Consider the following 22,116-nt stretch of genomic DNA (forward strand, 5'->3'; position numbering starts at 1 on the left):
AACTATTTTAATTGCATCTTAATCGGGCTGTTTTTGATGAAAGAGAGACTTACCGCACGTAAAGTTTTGCACCTCGTACTGGTATTGGCGCTGTTATTGGCGCTGATGGCCTATCGCACCTGGTTTTCGGTCGATAACAGCGTCTCTGCTGACCAGACAAAAGATCAGATTTGTGATCTTTCCCACACCCCTTGCAGCGCGCTGATTGGTGACAAGTCGCTGACGGTCGCCATCAAGGAATTACCGCTGCGCGCTGAACATGACTTTGTCATCGCTATTAGCGGCGGCGATCCGGCCATCAAACCGGTGAAAGCGACACTCGAAGGCAAAGATATGTTTATGGGCACCATTCCGGTGAACTTTGAACAAATAGACGGACAGTGGCAGGGGGTAACCCAGGTGGGGAGTTGTACATCACCCGTCATGATCTGGTTGTTAAATATCGAGTGGAGTAATGGTCAACGCCAGCAATTGGCGCTTTCCGTTGCCCGGGAATAACGGCGCAAGGAGCGGGGAGTGGAAAAAATATTTGAAATTTCCCGGCCAGGCGTTACCTTCCCCAAACCATCAGGGAGTGAAGTTCATTTAATCATGATTGAAAAACAACCATTTTATCGCACCCTCAACCAGCAGGCCAAGGCGCTGCTGGAGGGGGAAACCGATCTGATTGCCAATCTGGCCAACCTCTCCGCACTGCTGAATCAGGAGCTGGCGGAGATCAACTGGGTCGGTTTTTATCTGTTGCAGGGCGAGACCCTGGTATTGGGGCCATTTCAGGGCAAACCGGCCTGCGTGCGGATCCCGGTCGGCCGCGGGGTGTGTGGTACGGCAGTGGCAGAGGGGAGAACCCAGCTCATTGACGATGTCCACCAGTTCGATGGTCACATCGCTTGCGATGGCGCGAGCAACTCGGAAATCGTGATCCCGGTGCGCCGTGGTGGCGAGATCATCGGGGTACTCGATATCGATAGTCCGATTTTTAACCGTTTCAACCAGGAAGACCGGATTGGCCTCGAAGAAACGGTGCAAATTTTGGAAAGCATGCTCTAAGTCATTGCTAGATGGTTCGCAAAAGGCCCCAAGCTCTCTATAATGGGGCCTTTGTTGTGCTCGGGACGTGCCCGTGCGTTTATATGAAAGCCAAGGTTATACATGGAAAACACTGAGAAGCTGAAGAACAGTAAAGAGATCGTTGCCTACCTGGTCGAGAAATTCCCGGCCTGCTTCGTTGCTGAAGGAGAGGCCAAGCCGCTCAAGATTGGCATCTTCCAGGATTTGGCCGAGCGTCTTGCTGACGATGCCAGAGTCTCCAAGACCATGCTGCGTTCCGCACTGCGTCAATACACCTCCAGCTGGCGCTACCTGCACGGTCTCAAAGCTGGCCAGGCTCGCGTTGATCTGGATGGCAACCCGGGCGAGCTGCTGACCGAAGAGCACATCGAACACGCCAAGCAAGCTCTGAAAGAGAGCAAAGAGCGCGTATTCGCCAGCCGTCGTACCAATACCAAAGAGAAGGATGAGAAGGCCAAGAAGCCCCGTCGTCCTGCTGTGCGCAAAACCGAGAAAGCTGATGTAGCTGCCAAGCCGAAAGCTGCCGCCAAGGCACCGGTCGCTGACGCTCCGCTGGTTAAAGTGGATGCCGCTACGCTGAAAGTGGGCCAGGATGTGCGCGTCGTTATGGGTAAATTCCCGGTTCCGGCAACCATCAAGGAAGTAACCAAGGACGATGTACAGGTCCAACTGCAGACCGGCATGATGGTGCGGGTCAAATCAGAGCACTTGGTTCTCTAAGGAGACAAATGTTGAAGCATGGCGTAATTCGTTTTTCCCTCGTTGCCTGTAGCCTGGCGCTTGCCGGGCTTGCACAGGCCATCGAGCCGGTGCTCAAGGAGAGTGATTTGCCTGTGTTGGCTCAAGAGAGCCAACATGCTACGGCCAGCAAGCGAATTACCAATCTGTTTACCCGCTCGCACTACAAACAGTTCAAGCTGGACGATGCCTTTTCCTCCGTGATTTTCGATAAATATCTGGAGAATCTGGACTACAGCCGCAACCTGTTTTTGGCCTCTGATATCAGCCGTTTTGAAAAGTACCGTAACGGTTTTGACACCGACCTCGAAAGAGGCCGCCTGGCTCCCGCCTACGAGATGTTCAACCTGAGTCAGCAGCGGCGTTATGAGCGGTTCGAATACGCCCTCAAACTGCTTGATACTCCTTTCGATTTTACCCAGACCGACAACTATGTGTTTGATCGGGAAGGGGCGGCTTGGCCCAAAGATGAAGCAGAGCTCAACGAGCTGTGGCGTCAGCGGGTCAAGTTCGATGCCCTGAGTCTCAAGCTCAGCGGCAAGGAGTGGCCCGAGATCAAGGAGCTGCTTGGCAAGCGTTACAACAACGCCATCAAGCGGATGTCCCAGACCGAGAGCGAAGATGTCTTCCAGCTCTTCATGAACTCCTTCGCTCGCGCCATCGAACCGCACACCAGTTACCTCTCACCGCGCAGTGCCGATCGTTTCAACACCGAGATGAACCTCTCGCTCGAGGGGATTGGTGCAGTGTTGCAGGCGGAAGATGACTTTACCGTCATCCGTTCTCTGGTGCCCGGTGGCCCGGCAGCCAAATCCAACCACCTCAAACCCGATGACAAGATCACCGGGGTAGGGCAGGAAGATGGCAAGATTGTCGATGTGATCGGCTGGCGTCTTGATGACGTGGTCGAGCTCATCAAGGGGCCCAAGGGGAGCAAGGTCAAGCTGGAGATCCAGCGCGGCAAGGGTGCAACCGCCAAGACCGAGCAGATCGAGCTGACTCGCGACAAGGTGCGCCTTGAAGACCGGGCTGCCAAGTCCAAGGTGATTAACGCCGAAGGCAAGAAAATTGGCGTCATCGAGATCCCGAGTTTCTACGTCAATCTGCACGACGACGTGATCAAGGAGCTCTCCAGCCTGAACAAGAAGAAGATCGATGGTCTGATCATCGATCTGCGCGGTAATGGCGGTGGCGCCCTGACCGAAGCCTCCGCCCTGAGCGGTCTCTTCTTTGCCAGCGGTCCCGTGGTGCAAATTCGTGATCATATGGGCCGTATCACGGTCAATGGCGATGACGATGGCAACGTCTACTACGGCGGCCCCATGTCGGTGATGATCGACCGTTACAGTGCCTCGGCCTCCGAGATCTTCGCTGCAGCCATGCAGGATTATGGCCGCGCGTTGATTCTGGGTGAAAACTCGTTCGGCAAGGGGACGGTGCAGCAGCACCGCAGTCTCGCCAAGGTCTATGACTTCTACGAGCAGCCGCTGGGTCACGTGCAGTACACCATCGCCAAGTTCTACCGGATCGACGGTGGCAGCACCCAGAACAAGGGCGTTGCGCCGGATATCAGCTTCCCGACACCGATTGCTCCGGAAGAGACGGGCGAAAGCCGTGAGTTCAATGCGTTGCCGTGGGACAAGATTGCCTCCGCCAACTACGAGAAACTCGGCAACTTCGCCAGCGTACTGCCCAAGTTGCAGGCGGCGCACGATGCCCGGATCGCCAAGGATCCCGAGTTTGCCTATGTGATGCAAGACATCGCCGACTACAAGGAGGAGAAAGACAAGAAGTCGGTCTCCCTCAACGAGGCGGAGCGTGTTGCAGAGCAGGCGAAACAGGATGAGAAAGCGCTCAAACGTACCAACGAGCGTCTGGCACGTCTTGGCAAGCCGGCGGTGAAGAGTCTGGATGAGCTGCCCGCTGATTTTGAAGCGCCGGATGAGTATCTCATCGAAGCGGCCAATATCACGGCAGATCTGGCCAAGGTCAGCAAACGCAGCTGACAAAGCGACCTCCAATGCACAAGGGCGACTGCGGTCGCCCTTTCTTTTTGTCTGGCTTATCTGGCGTAATGCAAATTGTTTGACCCCGCCAGTTGGTTGTGACAGCCTCTTTCTCGCCTTTAACAAGCGTGGAAGCAGACAATAATGACCGATCACTCCCAGGCCATGACGGCCAAATATCGCCAGGATTATCAGGCGCCGCTCTACTGGATCGACACCATCGACCTCGATTTCCAACTGCAGGAGCCACTGACCCAGGTCACCGCCATCACCCGCATTCGTCGCAACGGCGAGCACAATGCGCCGCTCGTCCTCGATGGTGAGCAGCTGACTCTCAAGAGCGTTGCCATTGATGGCATTCCCTGTGACCACTACGAGCAAGGCGAGAGCAGTCTGACCCTGTTCAACCTGCCGGCCGAATGTGTGCTGACCATTGTCACCCAGCTGGATCCGGCCGCCAACACCGCGCTGGAAGGGCTTTACAAGTCTGGCGATGCCTACTGTACCCAGTGTGAAGCGGAGGGCTTTCGCCGCATCACCTATTATCTGGACCGCCCCGACATTCTGGCGCGCTACAGCACCCGCATTACCGCCGACAAGTCCCAGTTCCCCTTCCTGCTCTCCAATGGCAACAAGGTCGACAGTGGTGATCTGGATGGCGGCCGTCACTTCGTGCAGTGGCAGGATCCTTTCCCCAAACCGAGCTACCTGTTTGCGCTGGTGGCCGGTGATTTCGATGTGGAACGCAGCCACTACACCACCAAGAGCGGCCGCAAGGTGGCCCTCGAGATCTTCGTCGACAAGGGCAACCTGGATCGCGCCGGTTTTGCCATGGAGAGCCTCATCAACTCCATGCGTTGGGACGAGCAGCGTTTCGGCCTTGAGTATGATCTCGACATCTACATGATCGTCGCGGTGGACTTCTTCAACATGGGCGCCATGGAGAACAAGGGGCTCAACATCTTCAACTCCAAGTTCGTGCTGGCCAATCCGGCCACCGCTACCGACAGCGACTACCACGGTATCGAACGGGTGATCGGTCACGAATATTTCCACAACTGGACCGGCAACCGCGTCACCTGTCGAGACTGGTTCCAGCTCAGCCTGAAAGAGGGGCTGACGGTATTCCGGGATCAGGAGTTCTCCTCCGACCTGGGCTCCCGTGGCGTCAACCGCATCAACAACGTGCGTACCGTGCGCGGCCCGCAGTTTGCGGAAGATGCCGGCCCCATGGCACACCCGATCCGCCCGGATGTGGTGATCGAGATGAACAACTTCTACACCCTGACCGTCTATGAGAAGGGGTCGGAAGTGATCCGCATGATGCACACCCTGCTGGGGGAAGATGCCTTCCAGGCCGGTATGCGTCTCTACTTCGAGCGTCACGACGGCTCGGCCGCTACTTGCGATGATTTCGTGCAGGCGATGGAGGATGCTTCCGGTGTCGATCTTGGCCGTTTCCGCCGCTGGTACAGCCAGTCAGGCACCCCCGAACTGACCGTGACCGACGAGTACGATGCCGCCAGCGGCATCTATCGCCTTCATGTGAGCCAGCACACCCCGCCGACTCAGGATCAGCCGCAGAAGCTGCCGCTGCATATCCCTCTCGACATCGAGCTTTATGACGAGCAGGGTGCCGTCATCCCGTTGCAGTATCAGGGAAAGGCTATCGGCAACGTGCTCGATGTGCTGGAAGCGGAGCAGACCTTCGTATTCGATCGGGTGCCGCTCAAGCCGGTTCCCTCCCTGCTGCGGGACTTTTCCGCGCCGGTCAAGCTGCACTATGACTACAGCGACGAAGCGCTCGCCTTCCTGATGCGCTTTGCCCGCAACGAGTTTGCCCGCTGGGATGCGGCCCAGATGCTGATCAACAAGGCGGTCATCGACGGGGTGGCACGGGTCCAGCATGGGCAGGGGGTTGAGCTCTCCCAAACCCTGTTGGCCGCCTTCGTCGCCATTCTGGACGACAGCGATCTCGATTTGGCCCTCAAGGCGGAGATCCTGGCGCTGCCCGGTGAAGCGACCCTGGCCGAGCTGTTCGAGGTGGCCGATATCGATGCCATCCATCAGGTACGAGACGCGATCCACACCCGTCTTGCCGAGGCCTTTGGCGCGCGCTTGGCGGCGACCTATCAGAGTCTGCGTCTGAATGGTTATCAGGTGGTGCATGCCGACATGGCCAAGCGGGCCCTCAAAGGGGTAGTGCTCGGCTATCTGGCTGCGCTGGATGCAGAGCATGCCGACGCGCTGGTGCGCGAGCAGTATGCAACTGCCGACAACATGACCGATACCCTGGCGGCGCTGCAGGTGGCCAACTGCTATCTGTTGCCATGCCGTGCCGCGCTGCTGGCCGATTTTGAAGGCAAGTGGGCCAAGGATGGACTGGTGCTGGACAACTGGCTGCGGCTGATTGGCAGCAAACCGGCTGCCGATGTGCTTAGCGAAGTGAAACAGGCGATGAATCACCCCACTTTCAGCATTCGCAATCCGAACCGGCTGCGGGCGCTGATCGGCAGCTTCGCCATGAGCAATCAGGTGCAGTTCCATGCGGTGGATGGCAGCGGTTACCGTTTCCTGACCGATCTGCTGATCGAGCTCAACGAGGTCAATCCGCAGGTGGCCTCCCGCCTCATCACTCCGCTTATCCAGTTCAAGCGACTGGATGAGGCGCGCAAGGCCCTGATCCGCGCCGAGTTGACCCGCCTTGCCAACCTTGAGGGGCTGGCACGGGATCTGTTCGAGAAGGTCAGCAAGGCGCTGCAGCAGTAAGTGTCGACGGGGCAGGGGCGTGAATGCGCCTGCCCCTATTGTGTGATTTGTTGTGTGATCAGGAGCAAGCGTGAAGCAGTTTACTTTTCGGCTCTCATTGAGCAGTGACGAGGTGATGCTGATGTATCAGGGCCATGCCAGACGGCTGGTGGTGCGCAGCGAACAGGGGTTGACCCTGGAGCTTGGCATAGAAAAAATACGACCCTTTGTCGCCATCAATGGTGTGCATGGCTATTTTCGGCTGAAAACCCAGGACGATTACCGCTTTATCAGTCTCGAACGCATAAATTAACAAAAATCGAACAGATTACCGACTGTTTATCTGCTTTGCGTCACTATCTATCCGGTAAACTGGCACAAAGGTAGTGGGAATTTCTGTATTTTTTGTTATTTGCAAAATTTCTCACAGTTTAAGCCGTGATCTGCACCTTGTTTTTAACATCTCGTTAGCACCTTTCCTCGCCTTCCCTTAGCCAAGCCATTACACTTCGCAACAACTCTGCACCAGCGGGTAACCAGGGTGGTTGCCTCTGCGTCGGTGGTTAATGTCGTCCGATAAGGAATATAAAAATGGCATTGAAAGACGCCCCTACCTCAGTTCTGCTCGAAAACGTTCTCAGTCTGATCCATCAGAAGTTGCCCAAAAACAGTGCCTCTCTGGTCGAGCGCTTCGTTGCCAAGTTCTACGGCAACATGGCGAGCTCCGACCTGCACGATCGCAATGACAGCGATCTCTATGGCGCGGCCCTGAGCCTGTGGAATGCCCTCAATCAGCGCAGCGGTACCGATCCCTACATCCGGGTCTACAATCCCGAACTGACCCGTCACGGCTGGCAATCGCCCCATACCATCGTCGAGGTGATCCTGCAGGACTCCCCCTTCCTGGTGGACTCCATCCGGATGGCGCTCAAGCGACTCAATATCACCGCCCACATGATGCTGCACCAACCGCTGCACCTCATTCGTGGAGCGGATGGCAAGATTGACGCCATTCTGGCGCTCGACAACACCGATGGGCAGACCTCGGTTGAAACGGCCTTCCTTATCGAGATCGATCACCTCACCAGCGAGGAGCAGATGGCCGCGCTGGCTGCCGAGCTCAACTCGGTGGCTGGTGAAGTGGCGCTGGCAGTGGGCGACTGGCAGCCCATGCTGGCCAAGCTCAATGAGATCATTGACGAACTGCCCAAGCGCAAGCACCCGGTCAGCAAGGAGGAGGTGGCCTCCTGCGTTGCCTTCCTCAAATGGGTGGCTGCCCACAACTTCACCCTGATGGGGTATCGCCGTTACGACGTCAAGGCAGTGGAGGGGGATCACGAGATCCTGCCACAGGCGAGCTCCAGCCTTGGGCTGATGAAAAACTCCATCAAGGAGGTGGGTCAGCGCCTTGGCAATATGCCGGCCAGCGCCCGTCACGCCGCTCTGAGTTCTGACCTGCTGATCCTCACCAAATCCAACAGCAAGTCCCGGGTGCACCGTCCGGCTTATGTGGATTACATCGGCATCAAGCGCTTTGACGAGCATGGCAAGGTGATCGGGGAAGATCGCTTCATCGGCCTCTACGCCTCTTCCATCTACAACACCAGCGCGACCCAGATCCCGCTCATCAGCCATCGTCTCGAACGCATCATGGCCGCCTCCGGTCACGAGAAGGGCTCCCACGCCTACAAGGCGCTGCTGAACGTATTGGAAACCTATCCCCGCGATGAGTTGATCCAGGCTCGTGAAGAGGAGCTGCTGGCCACCGGTCTTGGGGTGCTGGAGATGCAGGAGCGGGACATGCTGCGACTGTTCGTGCGCCGCGATGTCTATGGTCGCTTCTTCTCCTGCATGGTCTATGTCACCAAGGAGCGCTACAACACGGCGCTGCGGATCAAGACCCAGCAAATTTTGCAGAAATATTTTGGCAGCAATGAAGAGGTGGAGTTCAACGTCTACTTCACCGAAGGCGTGCTGGCGCGGACCCACTACATAGTGCGGGTCAACAACAACAACGTGGATGTGGATGTGAACGAAGTACAGAACAACCTGATTGAAGCGGCCCGCAGCTGGGACGACAGACTCGACTCCGTGCTGCTTTCCCACTATGGCGAGGCTCGTGGCAACGAGCTGCGCCGCCGTTTCAGTACTGCATTCCCCCGCGCTTACAAGGAGGATGTGCTGCCTGGCTCTGCCGTGGCCGATATTATGGCGCTCGATAACCTGAGCGAAGCCGAGCCGCTGGGCATGCTGTTCTATCGCGCGCAGGAGGAGGAGAACGACCGTCGGGTACGGCTCAAGCTGTTCCATCGCACCGAGCCCATTCACCTCTCCGATGTGCTGCCGATGCTGGAGAACATGGGGCTGCGGGTGATCGGCGAGACCCCGTATCAGGTACGCACTCCGGCTGGCGATCTGTTCTGGATCCTCGACTTCTCCATGTTGCTGCACGGCGAGCAGCCCTTTGATCTGGCCCAGAGCCAGCAGCGCTTCCAGCAGGCGTTTGCCGCCATCTGGAACAAGCAGCTGGAAGATGACGGCTTCAACCGGCTGGTATTGGGGGCGGGACTTACCGGCCGTCAGGTGTCGGTGCTGCGCGCCTATGCCAAATACATGCGCCAGACCGGCGTCTCCTTCAGCCAGTCCTATATCGAAGAGACCCTGACCCGCTACCCGGATATTGCCCAACTGCTGTTTACCCTGTTCGAACAGCGCCTCGATCCTGCCGGCAAGCAAGATGCCAAGGTGCAGGCCAAGCTGCACGAGGAGCTTGCCGCCAAGCTGGATCAGGTGGCCAACCTGGATGACGATCGGATCATTCGTCGCTATGTGGAGATGATCGACGCTACCCTGCGCACCAACTACTACCAGTTGGACAAGGCGGGCAACATCAAGCCCTACATCTCCTTCAAGCTGGCGCCGTCCAGCATCACCGATATGCCGCTGCCGCTGCCCAAGTTCGAGATCTTCGTCTATTCACCACGAGTGGAAGGGGTACATCTGCGCTGGGGCAAGGTTGCCCGTGGCGGTCTGCGCTGGTCCGATCGCAAAGAGGACTTCCGCACCGAAGTGCTGGGTCTGGTGAAAGCCCAGCAGGTGAAGAACACCGTCATTGTGCCGGTAGGGGCCAAGGGCGGTTTCTACTGCAAACAGATGCCGGTGGGGGCGCCCCGTGCCGTAATCCAGGAGGAGGGTAAGGCCTGTTATCGCCTGTTTATTCGCGGCCTGCTCGATGTGACCGACAACATCATTGGCGGCGAGGTGATCCCGCCCAAATCCGTGGTGCGCCACGATGAGGATGACTACTACCTGGTGGTTGCTGCCGACAAGGGGACTGCCACCTTCTCGGATATTGCCAACGAGATCAGTCTCGAATACGGTCACTGGCTCGGCGATGCGTTCGCCTCCGGCGGTTCGGTCGGTTACGACCACAAGAAGATGGGCATCACCGCCCGCGGTGCCTGGGAGTCGGTCAAACGGCATTTTCGTGAAATTGGCGTCAACTGCCAGACCACCGACTTCACTTGCGTGGGGATTGGGGACATGGCCGGCGACGTGTTCGGCAACGGCATGCTGCTCTCCGAGCACACCCGGCTGGTGGGCGCGTTCAACCACATGCACATCTTCGTTGACCCGACCCCGGATGCGGCAAAGAGCTTTGTCGAACGCCAGCGTCTGTTCGATCTGCCGGGTTCCAGCTGGGATGACTACAACCGCGAGCTGATATCACAAGGGGGCGGCATCTTCCTGCGCTCTGCCAAATCCATCAAGCTGAGCCCCGAGATGCAGACCCTGCTCGGCACCGACAAGGCCAGCATGGCGCCGAACGAGCTGATCAAGGCACTGCTTTGCCTCAATGTCGACCTGCTGTGGAACGGCGGCATCGGCACCTACGTGAAGAGCGCTCGCGAGAGCGATGGGGAAGTGGGCGATCGCAGCAACGATGCACTGCGGGTCAATGGTCGCGATCTGCGGGCCCGTATCGTAGGAGAGGGGGGCAACCTTGGCTTTACCCAGCTCGGTCGGGTGGAGTACGCCAGCCAGGGCGGTCGCATCAATACCGATTTTACCGACAACGTGGGCGGGGTGGATTGCTCCGACAACGAGGTGAACATCAAGATCCTGCTGAACCAGTTGGTGGCGGCAGGAGATCTGACCCTCAAGCAGCGTAACCAGATGCTGTATGAGATGACCGACGACGTGGCGCAGATCGTGATCACCAACGCCTATCGCCAGTCCCAGTCTATCTCGGTCACCAGCTTCCGCGGCTCTGAACAACTGAAAGAGCAGCAGCGCTTTATTCAGGGACTGGAGCGGGAAGGCAAGCTGGACCGTGCGCTCGAGTTCCTGCCATCCGATGAGGAGCTTTCCGAGCGGATGGCGGCAGGGCAGGGACTGACCCGCCCCGAACTGGCGGTGCTGGTGGCTTACGGCAAGATGGTGCTGAAAGAGCAGCTCAACTGCCCGGAAGTGACCGACGAGCCCTTCCTCGCTAACATGCTGGTCACCAGCTTCCCGGCCAAGGTGCAGCAGCAGTTTGGTGCACAGCTGGCCGATCACCCGCTACGCGGCGAGATCATCGCTACCCGGGTGGCCAACATGTTGGTCAATGACATGGGGCTCAACTTCGCCAGCCGGATGAAGGACGAGACCGGAGCCTCGGTGGCGGAAGTGGCCTGCTGCTTTGCCATGGCCCGCGAAGTGTTTGGCATGAACCAGCTGTGGCGCGATATCGAAGGGTGCGACAACCTGGTGGATGCCCAGACTCAGCTCGAGCTGATGTTCTACAGCCGCCGCATCGTGCGCCGTGCCACCCGCTGGTTCCTGCGCGCCCGCAATCGCAGCTGGAGCATCAGCGAGAACATCGCCTTCTTCCGTCCGGCGTTCGAGACCTTAGGGAAGCACCTTTACGAGGTGATGGATGAGAGCGAAGTGGCCGAGCATCGTCAGGCTGTTGCCAAGTGGATGGAGAAACAGGTGCCTGAAGCCATTGCCCGTCAGGTCGCCCATATGAGCAGCCTCTTCTCCAGTCTGGATCTGGCGCAGATTGCCGCCGAGCACAAGACCGATATCCTGCGTGCCGCCAATGTTTACTATCGCCTCGGTGCCAAACTGGATCTGCACTGGTTCCTCGACCAGATCAACCATCAGCCGGTCGGCAACCACTGGCAGGCGATGGCGCGAGCCTCCTTCCGCGAAGATCTGGACTGGCAGCAGCGCAGTCTCACTTCTGTGGTACTGGAAGGGTGCAAAGATCAGGGAGAATGCGCTACCATACTGGCCGACTGGATTTCGGAGCATGAGCAACTCTTGTCCCGTTGGACCCACATGTTGGCCGACTTCAAGACCACCAGTACCCACGAGTTCGCCAAGTTCTCGGTGGCCTTGCGAGAGTTGAACCTGCTCCAGTTGAATTGTCGGGCACTTTAATTGCCAGATTAAGGCATGACACCGACATTACACCCAAAGCCCCGGCCAGTTGCCGGGGCTTTCTTTAAGGAGCAAAGATGTTGTACCCCATCGCCAGGCATTTCCTGTTCAAACTCAATCCGGAACAGGCTCACGATCTCTCCATGAAATATTTGCCCCGCCTTCTCGGTACGCCACTCGATTGTTTCTTCCGCCAGAATTTGCCGAAACGCCCCGTCACTGTCATGGGGCTTTCTTTTGCCAATCCGGTGGGATTGGCGGCCGGTCTGGATAAAGATGGTGAGTGCATTGACGCGCTGGGCGCCATGGGATTTGGCTTTATCGAAGTCGGTACCGTCACCCCCAGACCCCAAAGCGGCAATGACAAGCCCCGCCTGTTCCGGGTTATTCCGGCAGAGGGGATCATCAACCGGATGGGATTCAACAACAAGGGGGTTGATCATCTGGTGGCCAAGGTAAAAGAGGCCAAATATCAGGGGGTCATCGGCATTAATATCGGCAAGAACAAAGATACTCCCATCGAACAGGGTAAGGATGATTACCTGATCTGCATGGACAAGGTTTATGATCATGCCGGTTATATTGCCGTCAATATCTCTTCCCCCAACACCCCGGGTTTGCGTTCACTGCAATATGGCGAGGCGCTGGATGAATTGCTGGCCGCCCTCAAGGTGCGTCAGCAAGAGCTGGCCGCTCAATATAAAAAGTATGTGCCGCTGGCGGTTAAAATTGCCCCGGATTTAAGCCTTGAAGAAATAGATCAGGTGGCCGCTTCGCTGGTACGAAATGGTATTGATGGGGTTATCGCCACCAATACCACTCTCGAGCGCGAGATGATTTATGACATGCCCCACGCCGGTGAAGCGGGTGGCCTGAGTGGTCGTCCGCTGCAGCACAAGAGTACCAAGGTGATCCGTCATCTGGCCAAGGCGCTCAATGGTGCTCTGCCAATTATCGGGGTGGGTGGTATTGATAGTGCCATGGCCGCCCGTGAAAAATTGGCCGCCGGTGCCAGTCTGGTACAAATTTATAGCGGCTTTATTTATAAAGGGCCGGGGCTGGTCAAAGAGATTGTGACCAATATTTAAGAAATAGATGGCGGAGCCCTTTATTTGACGTTGCTGATTTCCTGCATATGGAATAAAGTCAACTGGTAATTATCAAGTAAGGGCTCCAACATGTTTATCCAACCGACCGATAGCTGGCAATGGCACTACGATGCCCAGAGTGACCGTCTGATGTTGGACCTGTCTGATAACATGTTATTTGCGACCGAGTATAAAGGGCGACAATTGGTGCCCAGCTCGTTTGCGACCCAGCCTTTTTGTGTCGATGATGCCGCCCTCTATTATCAGTTGATGGATAAAGCAGCCGAACTTGAGTGGAGTATTCCGCATCAGGTTCAGTTGGTGCTTAATGCCATCGCGGTCAGTCGTTTTTATAAACCCCTGATGCCGCAAAGCTGGTTTTTTAGTGAACAACATCCGCAAGTGAGCCCGCAAAACGGTGATCTGGTCCTGATGAATACACCCCATGGTAACGGCGAATTTATGGTCATTGAGGCAGGGGAGCAGGCCAGCGTCTGTTTGAACCTCACTGCCGATCTGGTATTGACCACCAGTAAAGCTTTGCCGCGTTTCGGGGTGATCAAGGTGATGAATAACCGGATGAAACCGCGTATTACCGTGACCGAGCAATATCGTCAGGTTAGTTGATATATTTTCATCAATCGTTTTATCTCTGTGATTACACCGCTGCCTGTTTTTACTGTTGTCACCTCAATCGTGCCTCGTTTCTGATACTTCATTGATCCGCGAACATCTTGCCCATTCTGATTGATCTTCATAGTTGTGATCCAGCCTCTCTTGAGGCTTGTTACATCCACTTGCACCACGCAGTATCTTGGTATTCCGTGCTGTAAGCATGGTGCCTCCCTCTAGTTTCGTTCTGCTTGCGTAGTGCCTTCACCTAGCTATCAACACATCACTCACTGCTGCGATTTTCTACATACGACATTTTATGCTTGAAACGAGAGCTATTCTCACTTACATTTTGTTATAACATAACAAAATGGAGTTGCTATGAAGCCTCATATTCATCCTGATTATCGTTTGGTGCTGTTCCATGACACGGCGGCAGATGCCTTTTTCCTGGTAGGTTCAACCATCAAGAGCGATCGCCGCTATACGTGGCAAGATGGGAAGGAGTATCCCTACGTATCGCTCGATGTTTCCAGCCAGTCGCACTCGTTCTATACCGGCAAGCAGAAGCAGGTATCGAGCGAGGGGAGTGTGGCCCGTTTCAACAAGCGCTTTGGCGCATTTTCAAGCAAGAAGGAGTCCTGAATGCAGGTCGTCTGTTCACTCAAATCCGCACGGGCGCGTCATCCCGATTGTCAGTTGGTGCGCCGTCGGGGCAAATTGTTCGTGATTTGCAAAAGCAATCCCCGTTTCAAGGCTCGTATGAAGTGATCCGCTAAATGATGTCTGGCCCCATGATCTCGCCATCGGGTAGTCATGGGGCCTTTTACCTTTTCGCCACCTATCAATCTGTTTCCATCCTGCTGTTTGCGCCGACTTTTGCATGCTCCAGCCCGCCTGATGAGGTATAATGCGGCACTATTTTTATGGGTTCCCCGTGAGCGTGATGAAAGAATTTTTTGCAACCTGCCCCAAGGGGCTGGAAAACCTGTTGGCCGACGAGCTGACCAATCTTGGCGCAGAGCAGGTCCGTGAGACCGTGGCTGGCGTCCATTTCAAAGGCGAACTGGCGATTGGCTACAAGGCCTGCCTGTGGAGCCGTTTTGCCTCCCGTATCGTGCTGGTGCTCTCCGAATTCCAGATGAACGATGATCTGGATCTCTATCTGGGCGCCCACACAATCCCCTGGGAAGAGCACTTCTCCGGTACCTCTACCATCGCGGTGGACTTTACCGGTACCAACCCTGCCATTCGCAATACCCAATATGGCGCGCTGAAGATCAAGGATGCCATCGTCGACCGCTTCACCAAGCGCGGTCACGTGCGTCCGGACGTGGACAAGAAGTCGCCGGATATTCGCATCATGGCGCACCTGGGCAAAGGCAAGGCCAATATCACGCTGGACTTGTCAGGCCCGGCGTTGCATCAGCGTTTCTATCGTCAGGGCACCGGTGAAGCTCCGCTCAAAGAAAACCTAGCCTGCGCCATGATTGCCCGTAGTGGCTGGGCCGGTGAGCCCATGATGGACCCGATGTGCGGTTCCGGTACGCTGCTGATCGAAGCGGCCTTTATCGCCGCCGACATGGCGCCGGCGCTGCGTCGCGAGCGCTTCGGTTTCGATCGCTGGCTGCAGCATGATAGCGAGCTGTGGCAGAGCCTGATGATGGAAGCACAAGTGCGTGCCAAACGCGGCATGCAGCGTTGCGAAGTAAAACTGTTTGGCTGTGATGCCGACCAGCGTGTGCTGCTCAAAGCCCGTGATAACGCCAAAGCGGCCGGTGTGGCGCACCTCATCACCTTCAAGCAAGCCGATGTCACCAAGCTGGAAAACCCGCTGCCGATGCCTGCCCCTGTTGAAGGGGAAGAAGGTCAAGGGGAGGCCCGCCAGGTCGGTATGCTGATCTCCAACCCACCTTATGGCGAGCGTCTTGGCGAATTTCCGGCGCTGCTGGAAGTGCACCAGGCGCTGGGCGATGCTCTGCGTCGTAGCTTCCAGGGTTGGAAAGTCTCCATTCTGTCCGCATCGCCCGAGCTGCTGAGCTGTCTGCGCCTGCGCGCCGACAAGCAATACCGCCTGTTCAACGGCGCCCTCGAGTGTCAGCTGCGCAATTATCAAATCGCACTGGACTCCGTGGCTTCCCAAAAAGAGGTCGCGCAGGACTTTGCCAACCGTCTGCGTAAGAATCTGAAAACCCTAGAGAAATGGGCCAACAAAGAGGGCATCGATTGCTATCGCATCTACGATGCCGACTTGCCGGAATACAACGCTGCCATCGACCGCTATCAGGACTATCTGGTGGTGCAGGAATATGCCGCGCCCAAGGACATCCCCGCCCAGAAGACCCGTCAGCGTCTGCTCGACATGGTGCAGGCCGCCATCAAGGTGACCGGCATGGACGGCGAGAAGGTGATCCTGAAGGTGCGTGAGCGTCAGGAAGGCAAACAGCAGTATCAGAAGCTCTCCGAAGAGCAGCACCGGATGGAAGTGCAGGAGTACGGTGCCCGTCTGTGGGTCAACCTCTACGACTATCTCGATACCGGCCTGTTCCTCGACCATCGTCAGACTCGCCGCATGCTGGGTCAGATGGCCAAGGGCAAGCGCTTCCTGAACCTGTTTGCCTATACCGGCAGTGCCACCGTGCACGCAGGTCTTGGCGGTGCCAGCGATACCACCACAGTCGACATGTCTCACACCTACCTGAACTGGGCGCAGGACAACATGCGTCTCAACTCGCTGGTGGGCCGTCAGCACAAGTTTGTCCAGGCAGATTGCCTGAAGTGGTTGTCTGAAGCCGATGAGCAGTACGACCTCATCTTCATCGATCCGCCCACCTTCTCCAACTCCAAGCGGATGGACGAGAGCTTCGACGTACAGCGCGATCACCTGTTGCTGATGCAGCACCTGAAGCGCCTGCTGGCGGCGGACGGCACTCTGGTCTTCTCCAACAACAAGCGTCACTTCAAGATGGATCTGGCCGGTCTAGAGGCCACTGGTCTCAAGGCCCAGAACATCACCCAGAAGACGCGACCGAAGGATTTCGAACGTAACCAGCACATCCACAACTGCTGGATCATCACTCATGCGCCGGAGCAAGGCGAGGCGTGATGCTGACCCTGTTTCATACCGACGGTTGCCACCTGTGTGAGCAGGCCTGGGCGCTGGTGGAGGAGGCAGGCCTTGCCGCTACCACCTGCCAGTGCGACATCATGGATGATGAGCAGTGGCTTGCCGCCTATCGGGTGCGCATTCCGGTGCTGCGTGACGAGGCAGGCCGCGAGCTTGGCTGGCCCTTCACGCTGGTCGAGCTCAAAAGCTGGGCCGCCCGTCAGGGGTGAGAGTGATTTGACGATAAAACGGGGGCAGACCCAGTCTGCTGCCCGTTTTTTTCATATGAAATAAGGAACACACATGGCTCTTTTAACATTGCACGGCGCATGTCTGTCGTTCAGTGATTTCCCGCTGCTCGACAATGCCGAATTGACCATCGAGCGGGGCGAGCGCCTCTGTCTGGTTGGTCGCAACGGAGCGGGCAAGTCCACTCTGATGAAGGTCATTGCCAGCGAATTGCCGCTGGACGACGGACGTCTGGTGCTGCAGCAAGATTTGAAAGTGACCCGCCTTGAGCAGGATCCGCCAGCTTCCAGCGAGCTGACGGTATTTGACTATGCCGCCGAAGGGCTGGCCGGGGTAGGGGAGCTGCTCAAGCAATACCATCACATCTCCATGGAGCTGGCGAGCGATCCGTCAGACGCCAACATTCGCAAGATGAGCGAGTTGCAAGAGCAGCTCGATTATCAGAACGGCTGGCAGTTCGAGACCCGCATCAGTCAAGTGTTGACCCTGCTGGGGCTGGATCCCGATGTGACCCTCGATAGTCTCTCTGGCGGTTGGCTGCGCAAGGTGGCGCTGGCCCGTGCGCTGGCCTGTGATCCCGACTTGTTGCTGCTCGATGAGCCGACCAACCACCTGGATATCGAAGCCATCAACTGGCTGGAAGATTTCCTCAAGGATTTTCGCGGCGCTATCGTGTTTATCTCCCACGACCGTGAGTTCATCCACAAGCTGGCGACCCGAATCATCGATCTTGATCGCGGCGTCATCACCTCCTGGCCTGGCAACTACGACGAGTACCTGCAGGGAAAAGAGGAGTGGCTGCGGGTTGAAGAGCTGAAGAATGCCGAGTTCGACCGCAAACTGGCCCAGGAAGAGGTATGGGTTCGTCAGGGTATCAAGGCTCGCCGTACCCGTAACGAAGGCCGGGTGCGCGCACTTGAGGCGATGCGGATGGAGCGCTCCCAGCGTCGCGAGTTGCAGGGCAAGGCCAAGCTGCAACTGGACGAGGTCAATCGCTCCGGCAAGCTGGTGTTCGAGACCGAAGGGCTGGGGCTGGATTTTGGCGATCGCACCTTGTTCAAGGGGCTCGATCTGCAAGTGCTGCGTGGCGACAAGATTGCGCTGGTCGGCCCCAATGGCTGCGGCAAATCGACCCTGATCAAGCTGTTGCTGGGTCAGCTTGAGCCAACCCGTGGCACCGTCAAGGGGGGCACCAATCTGGAGGTGGCCTACTTCGATCAGTACCGCGAGCAGCTCGATCCCGAGCAGACGGTGGTGGACAACGTCGGGGAGGGCAAGCAGGAGGTGATGGTGCGTGGTCGCTCCCGTCATATCCTCGGTTACCTGCAGGACTTCCTGTTCGAGCCCAAGCGGGCCCGTACGCCGGTCAAGGCGCTCTCCGGTGGCGAGAAGAACCGGCTGCTGCTGGCCAAGCTGTTCCTCAAGCCGAGCAACCTGCTGATCCTCGATGAACCGACCAACGACCTCGACGTCGAGACTCTGGAGCTGCTGGAAGAGCTGCTTTCCGACTACCCCGGCACCCTGCTGCTGGTCAGTCACGATCGTCGCTTCATCGACAACACAGTGACCGGCTGCTGGCTGTTTGAAGGGGATGGCCGCATCAGCGATTACGTGGGTGGTTACGCCGACATGATGGCGACCCGCGAACAGCAGAACGCTCAACAACAGGCTAAGAGTGCACCGGTCAAGGCGCCCGAGCCGGTCGTAGCCACCGCGCCAGAAGCGCCGAAGAAAAGCAAGAAGCTCTCCTACAAGCTGCAGCTTGAACTGGAAGGGTTGCCTGCTCGTCTTGAGCAGCTGGAAGCCGAGCTGGATGCGCTGCAAAGCGAGATCAACCAGCCTGGGTTCTTCTCGCTGCCGGCAGATAAAACCCAGCCGAAACTCGATGCGCTCAATGCCGCTGAAGCCGCGCTGGAGCAGGCATTTGCTCGCTGGGAAGAGCTGGAAGGACTCAAAAATAAGGAGTAAGTTCCCTGTAATTAAAACTTAATCCAGTTCAGTGCCTTGTGTCACATAGCCCGGTTAGGGTGGAAGTTTTTGTTTGACCGAGTGCGCTCGCAGGAGTAAAGATGAAAGCGACCGATGCAGAATTGGTCGCTTTTTTTGTTCCACGAAGAGGGTCGTAGATGATGAAGAGACAGAAGCGGGACCGTCTGGAAAGAGCTCGTGCTCGTGGTTATCAGGCTGGCGTGGTCGGCAAACAGAAAGAAGCGTGTCCGTATCAATGCCTGGATGCCCGAGGGCATTGGCTTGGTGGTTGGCGTGACGCCATGGAAGGGCGGGGCTCAGGCCTCTTCATGAAGTAGCAGGTACTTCATCACTCATTACAAAAGGAAAGGGGCCGTTGTGGCCCCTTTGCGTTAATGTTGTTTTACCACCAATCAGAGAGATCAGAATGCGGTGGTATCTTTGAACAGGCCCACTTTCAGGTCGGTGGCGCTGTAGATCGGACGACCGTCGACTTCGACCACACCATCAGCAATCCCCATCACCAGCTTGCGGTTGATGACGCGCTTGAAGGTGATCTTGTAGGTCACTTTCTTGGCAGTCGGCAGGATCTGGCCGGTGAATTTCACTTCACCTACGCCCAGAGCACGACCCTTGCCGGGGCCACCTTTCCAGCCAAGGAAGAAGCCAACCAGCTGCCACATGGCGTCCAGACCGAGACAGCCAGGCATCACAGGATCACCCGGGAAGTGGCAATCGAAGAACCAGAGATCCGGAGTAATGTCGAGCTCAGCCAGGATCTCGCCCTTGCCGTGTTCGCCGCCGTTGTCATTGATCTTGACGATGCGGTCCATCATCAACATGTTGGGGGCAGGCAGCTGACTGTTACCCTCACCAAACAGTTCGCCACGGCTGCAAGCCAGCAGCTCTTCACGGGTAAAAGAGTTCTTGCCCTGTTCGCACAGGGAAAGGCGGGCTTCCATGGTGGTATTGTCTACGGTCACGCGGTATTTCCTTCAAATGGGTCAAATCCGGGCCAATTTAGCTTACAGTTGTTCGCTAAACAACTCCGATCACTTCATCAGCGGCCAAACAGGCGCCCCAGCAGGGATTGCAGCAGTCCGACTTTGGCAGTGGAGCCGTTCAACTCGTCCAACCGCTCCTGAATACGGCCAAACAGGGTATCGGGTATATCAGGCTCACCGGCGACACAGCCAGTCAGCAACTCGATGGCCTCTTCCACATGATCCACCGGGTGGATGTGGAACTGGCCCGCTTCAACCGCTGCAATCACCTCGTCAGAGAGGTTCAGCTGCTGGATGTTGGTGCCCGGCAAAATGATCCCTTGCTTGCCAGTGATGCCGTGGATTTTGCACACCCGGAAGAAGCCTTCAATCTTCTCGTTGACGCCACCAACGGCCTGCACATTGCCAAACTGATCGACCGCACCGGTCACGGCGAAGTGCTGATAGATAGGCTGGCGGGCGAGGGCAGAGAGTAGGGCACACAAGCCGGTCAGGGAGGCACTGTCGCCATCAATTTCGTGGTAAGACTGCTCGAACACCAGATTGGCCGACAGGGGGGAGGGGTTCTCTGCACCAAATTTGTTGGAGAGATAGCCGTGGATAATCATCATCGCCTTGGCGTGGATATGACCGGCCAGCTCCGCTTTGCGCTCGATATCCGCCACATCGCCATCACCAAGGTGTACGGTAGCAGTGAGGCGCACCGGTTCACCGAAGTCATAGGGGTGACCGGAGACCTGAATGACAGACAGGCCGTTGATCTGGCCAATCTCTTCGCCATCGGTTTGCAGCAGGATCTGGCCGTCGATAACCCCCTGATCGGACTGCTCAACCAGATAGTTGAGGCGGTAATCCTGCTCTTCCAGTGCGCCGCGAATATGCTCGTCGGTGACCACATCAGATTCCAGCTCCCGGGCCAGACTGTCAGCCATCCGCATGATGGCGGAGAGTTGCACTTCGGAGAGCGACAGCCACTCCTGATGGTCACAGAGGCGGCTGGCATGACGACAAATGGCGGCGAGGGCGGCTGGCGTGAAGTCCAGCAGGCTCCAGCGCTGGCGCAGCCAGGCCAGGTACTGCAGAAATTCCTGCAGATCCTCTTCAATATTCACCTCTGACACCAGATCCGCGCGCAGGAAGATGCGCTCGGACATATCCCGATCCAGCATCTGGAACTCGGCCACGTCGAGTCGGTCACCCACCAGGATCAGCTTGAGCTTGATGGGGGTCGCTTCAGGCGCGAAGAAGGGGGTCAGGGTTTTCCCTTCCTGATAGGCGTTCCAGTCCAGCTCGCCTTTTTGCATGGCATTTTTCAGTTTGAACCAGAGGTGCGGCTGATCCAGCAGCTCGTCCAGTTGCAAAATGAGGTAGCCGCCGTTGGCTTCGCGCAGCAAGCCAGGCTCCAGCAGGTGCTGGTTAGCATACACAGAGCCTTGCTCGGTCTGGTAGTTGATGGAGCCAAACAGGGTATCCCAGTTGAGATCACGGCCATAAATTACCGGCGCTTCCTGCGCTTCGTGGTGGATCAGCAAGTTGATCAGAATGGGGTGCTGGAATTCCAGACCCAATGCCACGTGAGCCGCCAGATCGGAGAGGAAATCATCGATTTTCGGATCATTGTTCTGCTTGCGCATGATGCGGGTCACGATGCGTTCGGCATCGAGATGGTGGCTCAACAGCTTGAGCAGCTCGCCAACCATTTCGCAAAACTCAACGCCGGTGCCTGGTTGCAGGCGCAGCCAGATAGGCTTGTAGGGGTTGTTCAGATTCTCGGTGTAGCAGAGATCAAACAGGTCACCATCCTTGCCATTGGAGTCGGCAATCAACGTTTGGCAAACGCCTTCGTAATCTGCGCCGGGGAACCCGTTGAGCAGCATGACCGGACAGTCACCATCAAAGCTGGCAAGACGTTTGATGCCGGAAATGGCTCTGGGTTGCAGCGCAGCAAAGGGGATAGGTTCAAGCTCGCTAAGCTTGGGGAACTGTTCAATCGCAAAAGCGGGTTTTAATTGTTCTGATGTTAATTCAGCCACTTAAGACATCCGGTCGAAGATAGGATCAATTGTTGCCATTATACACAGTTCAATAAGTGGTGA

17 protein-coding genes are annotated in these 22,116 nt (G+C 56.9%); 15 read left to right on the forward strand and 2 right to left on the reverse strand.

The genetic code is table 11. From position 1 onward, the window contains the following. Window positions 1–36: 36 nt before the first annotated feature. The 15 genes from G5287_RS05605 (at window position 37) to rmf (ending at window position 19,354) form a co-directional block, all read left to right on the forward strand. On the forward strand, window positions 37–498 hold the full coding sequence (locus tag G5287_RS05605; protein WP_040065751.1) for a hypothetical protein: 462 nt from the start codon (window positions 37–39) through the stop codon (window positions 496–498). A gap of 93 nt (window positions 499–591) precedes the next feature. Next, window positions 592–1,050: a GAF domain-containing protein gene (locus G5287_RS05610; RefSeq protein ID WP_216978778.1), complete on the forward strand. Its 459-nt coding sequence runs from the start codon at window positions 592–594 to the stop codon at window positions 1,048–1,050. A gap of 102 nt (window positions 1,051–1,152) precedes the next feature. Then, on the forward strand, window positions 1,153–1,791 hold the full coding sequence (gene proQ / locus G5287_RS05615) for an RNA chaperone ProQ (protein ID WP_005351923.1): 639 nt from the start codon (window positions 1,153–1,155) through the stop codon (window positions 1,789–1,791). An 8-nt stretch (window positions 1,792–1,799) separates the two neighbouring features. Next, window positions 1,800–3,815 carry a carboxy terminal-processing peptidase gene (gene prc, locus G5287_RS05620; RefSeq protein ID WP_421230994.1) on the forward strand — a complete coding sequence of 672 codons (2,016 nt, stop codon included), beginning with the start codon at window positions 1,800–1,802 and terminating at the stop codon, window positions 3,813–3,815. A 144-nt stretch (window positions 3,816–3,959) separates the two neighbouring features. After that, window positions 3,960–6,584 (forward strand): aminopeptidase N, encoded by a 2,625-nt coding sequence (gene pepN, locus G5287_RS05625; RefSeq protein ID WP_421230995.1) that lies wholly within the window; start codon window positions 3,960–3,962, stop codon window positions 6,582–6,584. Window positions 6,585–6,654: 70 nt separating this feature from the next. Next, a complete protein-coding gene (locus G5287_RS05630) occupies window positions 6,655–6,876 on the forward strand; it encodes a DUF2835 domain-containing protein (RefSeq protein ID WP_033136823.1) in 222 nt (73 codons plus the stop codon). Window positions 6,877–7,154: 278 nt separating this feature from the next. Further along, the gene (locus tag G5287_RS05635) at window positions 7,155–11,993 is read left to right on the forward strand and encodes an NAD-glutamate dehydrogenase (RefSeq protein ID WP_421172910.1); all 4,839 of its coding nucleotides are present in this window, start codon (window positions 7,155–7,157) and stop codon (window positions 11,991–11,993) included. 77 nt (window positions 11,994–12,070) lie between these two features. Further along, entirely contained in the window at window positions 12,071–13,081 is a 1,011-nt protein-coding gene (gene pyrD / locus G5287_RS05640; protein ID WP_421172909.1) for a quinone-dependent dihydroorotate dehydrogenase, read from the forward strand. Between the two features lie 90 nt (window positions 13,082–13,171). Continuing rightward, entirely contained in the window at window positions 13,172–13,708 is a 537-nt protein-coding gene (locus G5287_RS05645) for a cell division protein ZapC (protein ID WP_201937840.1), read from the forward strand. Window positions 13,709–14,074: 366 nt separating this feature from the next. Then, window positions 14,075–14,338 (forward strand): type B 50S ribosomal protein L31, encoded by a 264-nt coding sequence (locus tag G5287_RS05650; protein ID WP_005336598.1) that lies wholly within the window; start codon window positions 14,075–14,077, stop codon window positions 14,336–14,338. Next, window positions 14,339–14,464 (forward strand): type B 50S ribosomal protein L36, encoded by a 126-nt coding sequence (gene ykgO / locus G5287_RS05655; RefSeq protein WP_005336596.1) that lies wholly within the window; start codon window positions 14,339–14,341, stop codon window positions 14,462–14,464. It abuts the gene before it with no gap. Between the two features lie 139 nt (window positions 14,465–14,603). Further along, window positions 14,604–16,799, forward strand: a complete 2,196-nt coding sequence (gene rlmKL, locus G5287_RS05660; protein WP_421230996.1) for a bifunctional 23S rRNA (guanine(2069)-N(7))-methyltransferase RlmK/23S rRNA (guanine(2445)-N(2))-methyltransferase RlmL — start codon at window positions 14,604–14,606, stop codon at window positions 16,797–16,799. Beyond that, the gene (locus G5287_RS05665; RefSeq protein WP_421172906.1) at window positions 16,799–17,029 is read left to right on the forward strand and encodes a glutaredoxin family protein; all 231 of its coding nucleotides are present in this window, start codon (window positions 16,799–16,801) and stop codon (window positions 17,027–17,029) included. Before rlmKL ends, G5287_RS05665 begins: the two co-directional genes overlap by 1 nt. A 73-nt stretch (window positions 17,030–17,102) precedes the next feature. After that, window positions 17,103–19,016: an ABC transporter ATP-binding protein gene (locus tag G5287_RS05670; RefSeq protein ID WP_421172905.1), complete on the forward strand. Its 1,914-nt coding sequence runs from the start codon at window positions 17,103–17,105 to the stop codon at window positions 19,014–19,016. Window positions 19,017–19,174: 158 nt separating this feature from the next. Next, window positions 19,175–19,354, forward strand: a complete 180-nt coding sequence (gene rmf, locus G5287_RS05675) for a ribosome modulation factor (RefSeq protein ID WP_005315693.1) — start codon at window positions 19,175–19,177, stop codon at window positions 19,352–19,354. Between the two features lie 84 nt (window positions 19,355–19,438). Here rmf and fabA read toward each other — a convergent pair whose 3' ends face one another. Together fabA and G5287_RS05685 are read right to left on the reverse strand one after the other, a co-directional pair. Continuing rightward, on the reverse strand, window positions 19,439–19,978 hold the full coding sequence (fabA, locus tag G5287_RS05680; RefSeq protein WP_196783564.1) for a 3-hydroxyacyl-[acyl-carrier-protein] dehydratase FabA: 540 nt from the start codon (window positions 19,976–19,978) through the stop codon (window positions 19,439–19,441). Window positions 19,979–20,076: 98 nt separating this feature from the next. Beyond that, a complete protein-coding gene (locus tag G5287_RS05685) occupies window positions 20,077–22,053 on the reverse strand; it encodes a Lon protease family protein (protein ID WP_421172904.1) in 1,977 nt (658 codons plus the stop codon). Between the last annotated feature and the right edge of the window lie 63 nt (window positions 22,054–22,116).

The sequence above is a fragment of the Aeromonas sp. 603079 genome (assembly GCF_049172135.1).
In the GTDB taxonomy this organism is placed as follows: Bacteria; Pseudomonadota; Gammaproteobacteria; order Enterobacterales; family Aeromonadaceae; genus Aeromonas; species Aeromonas veronii.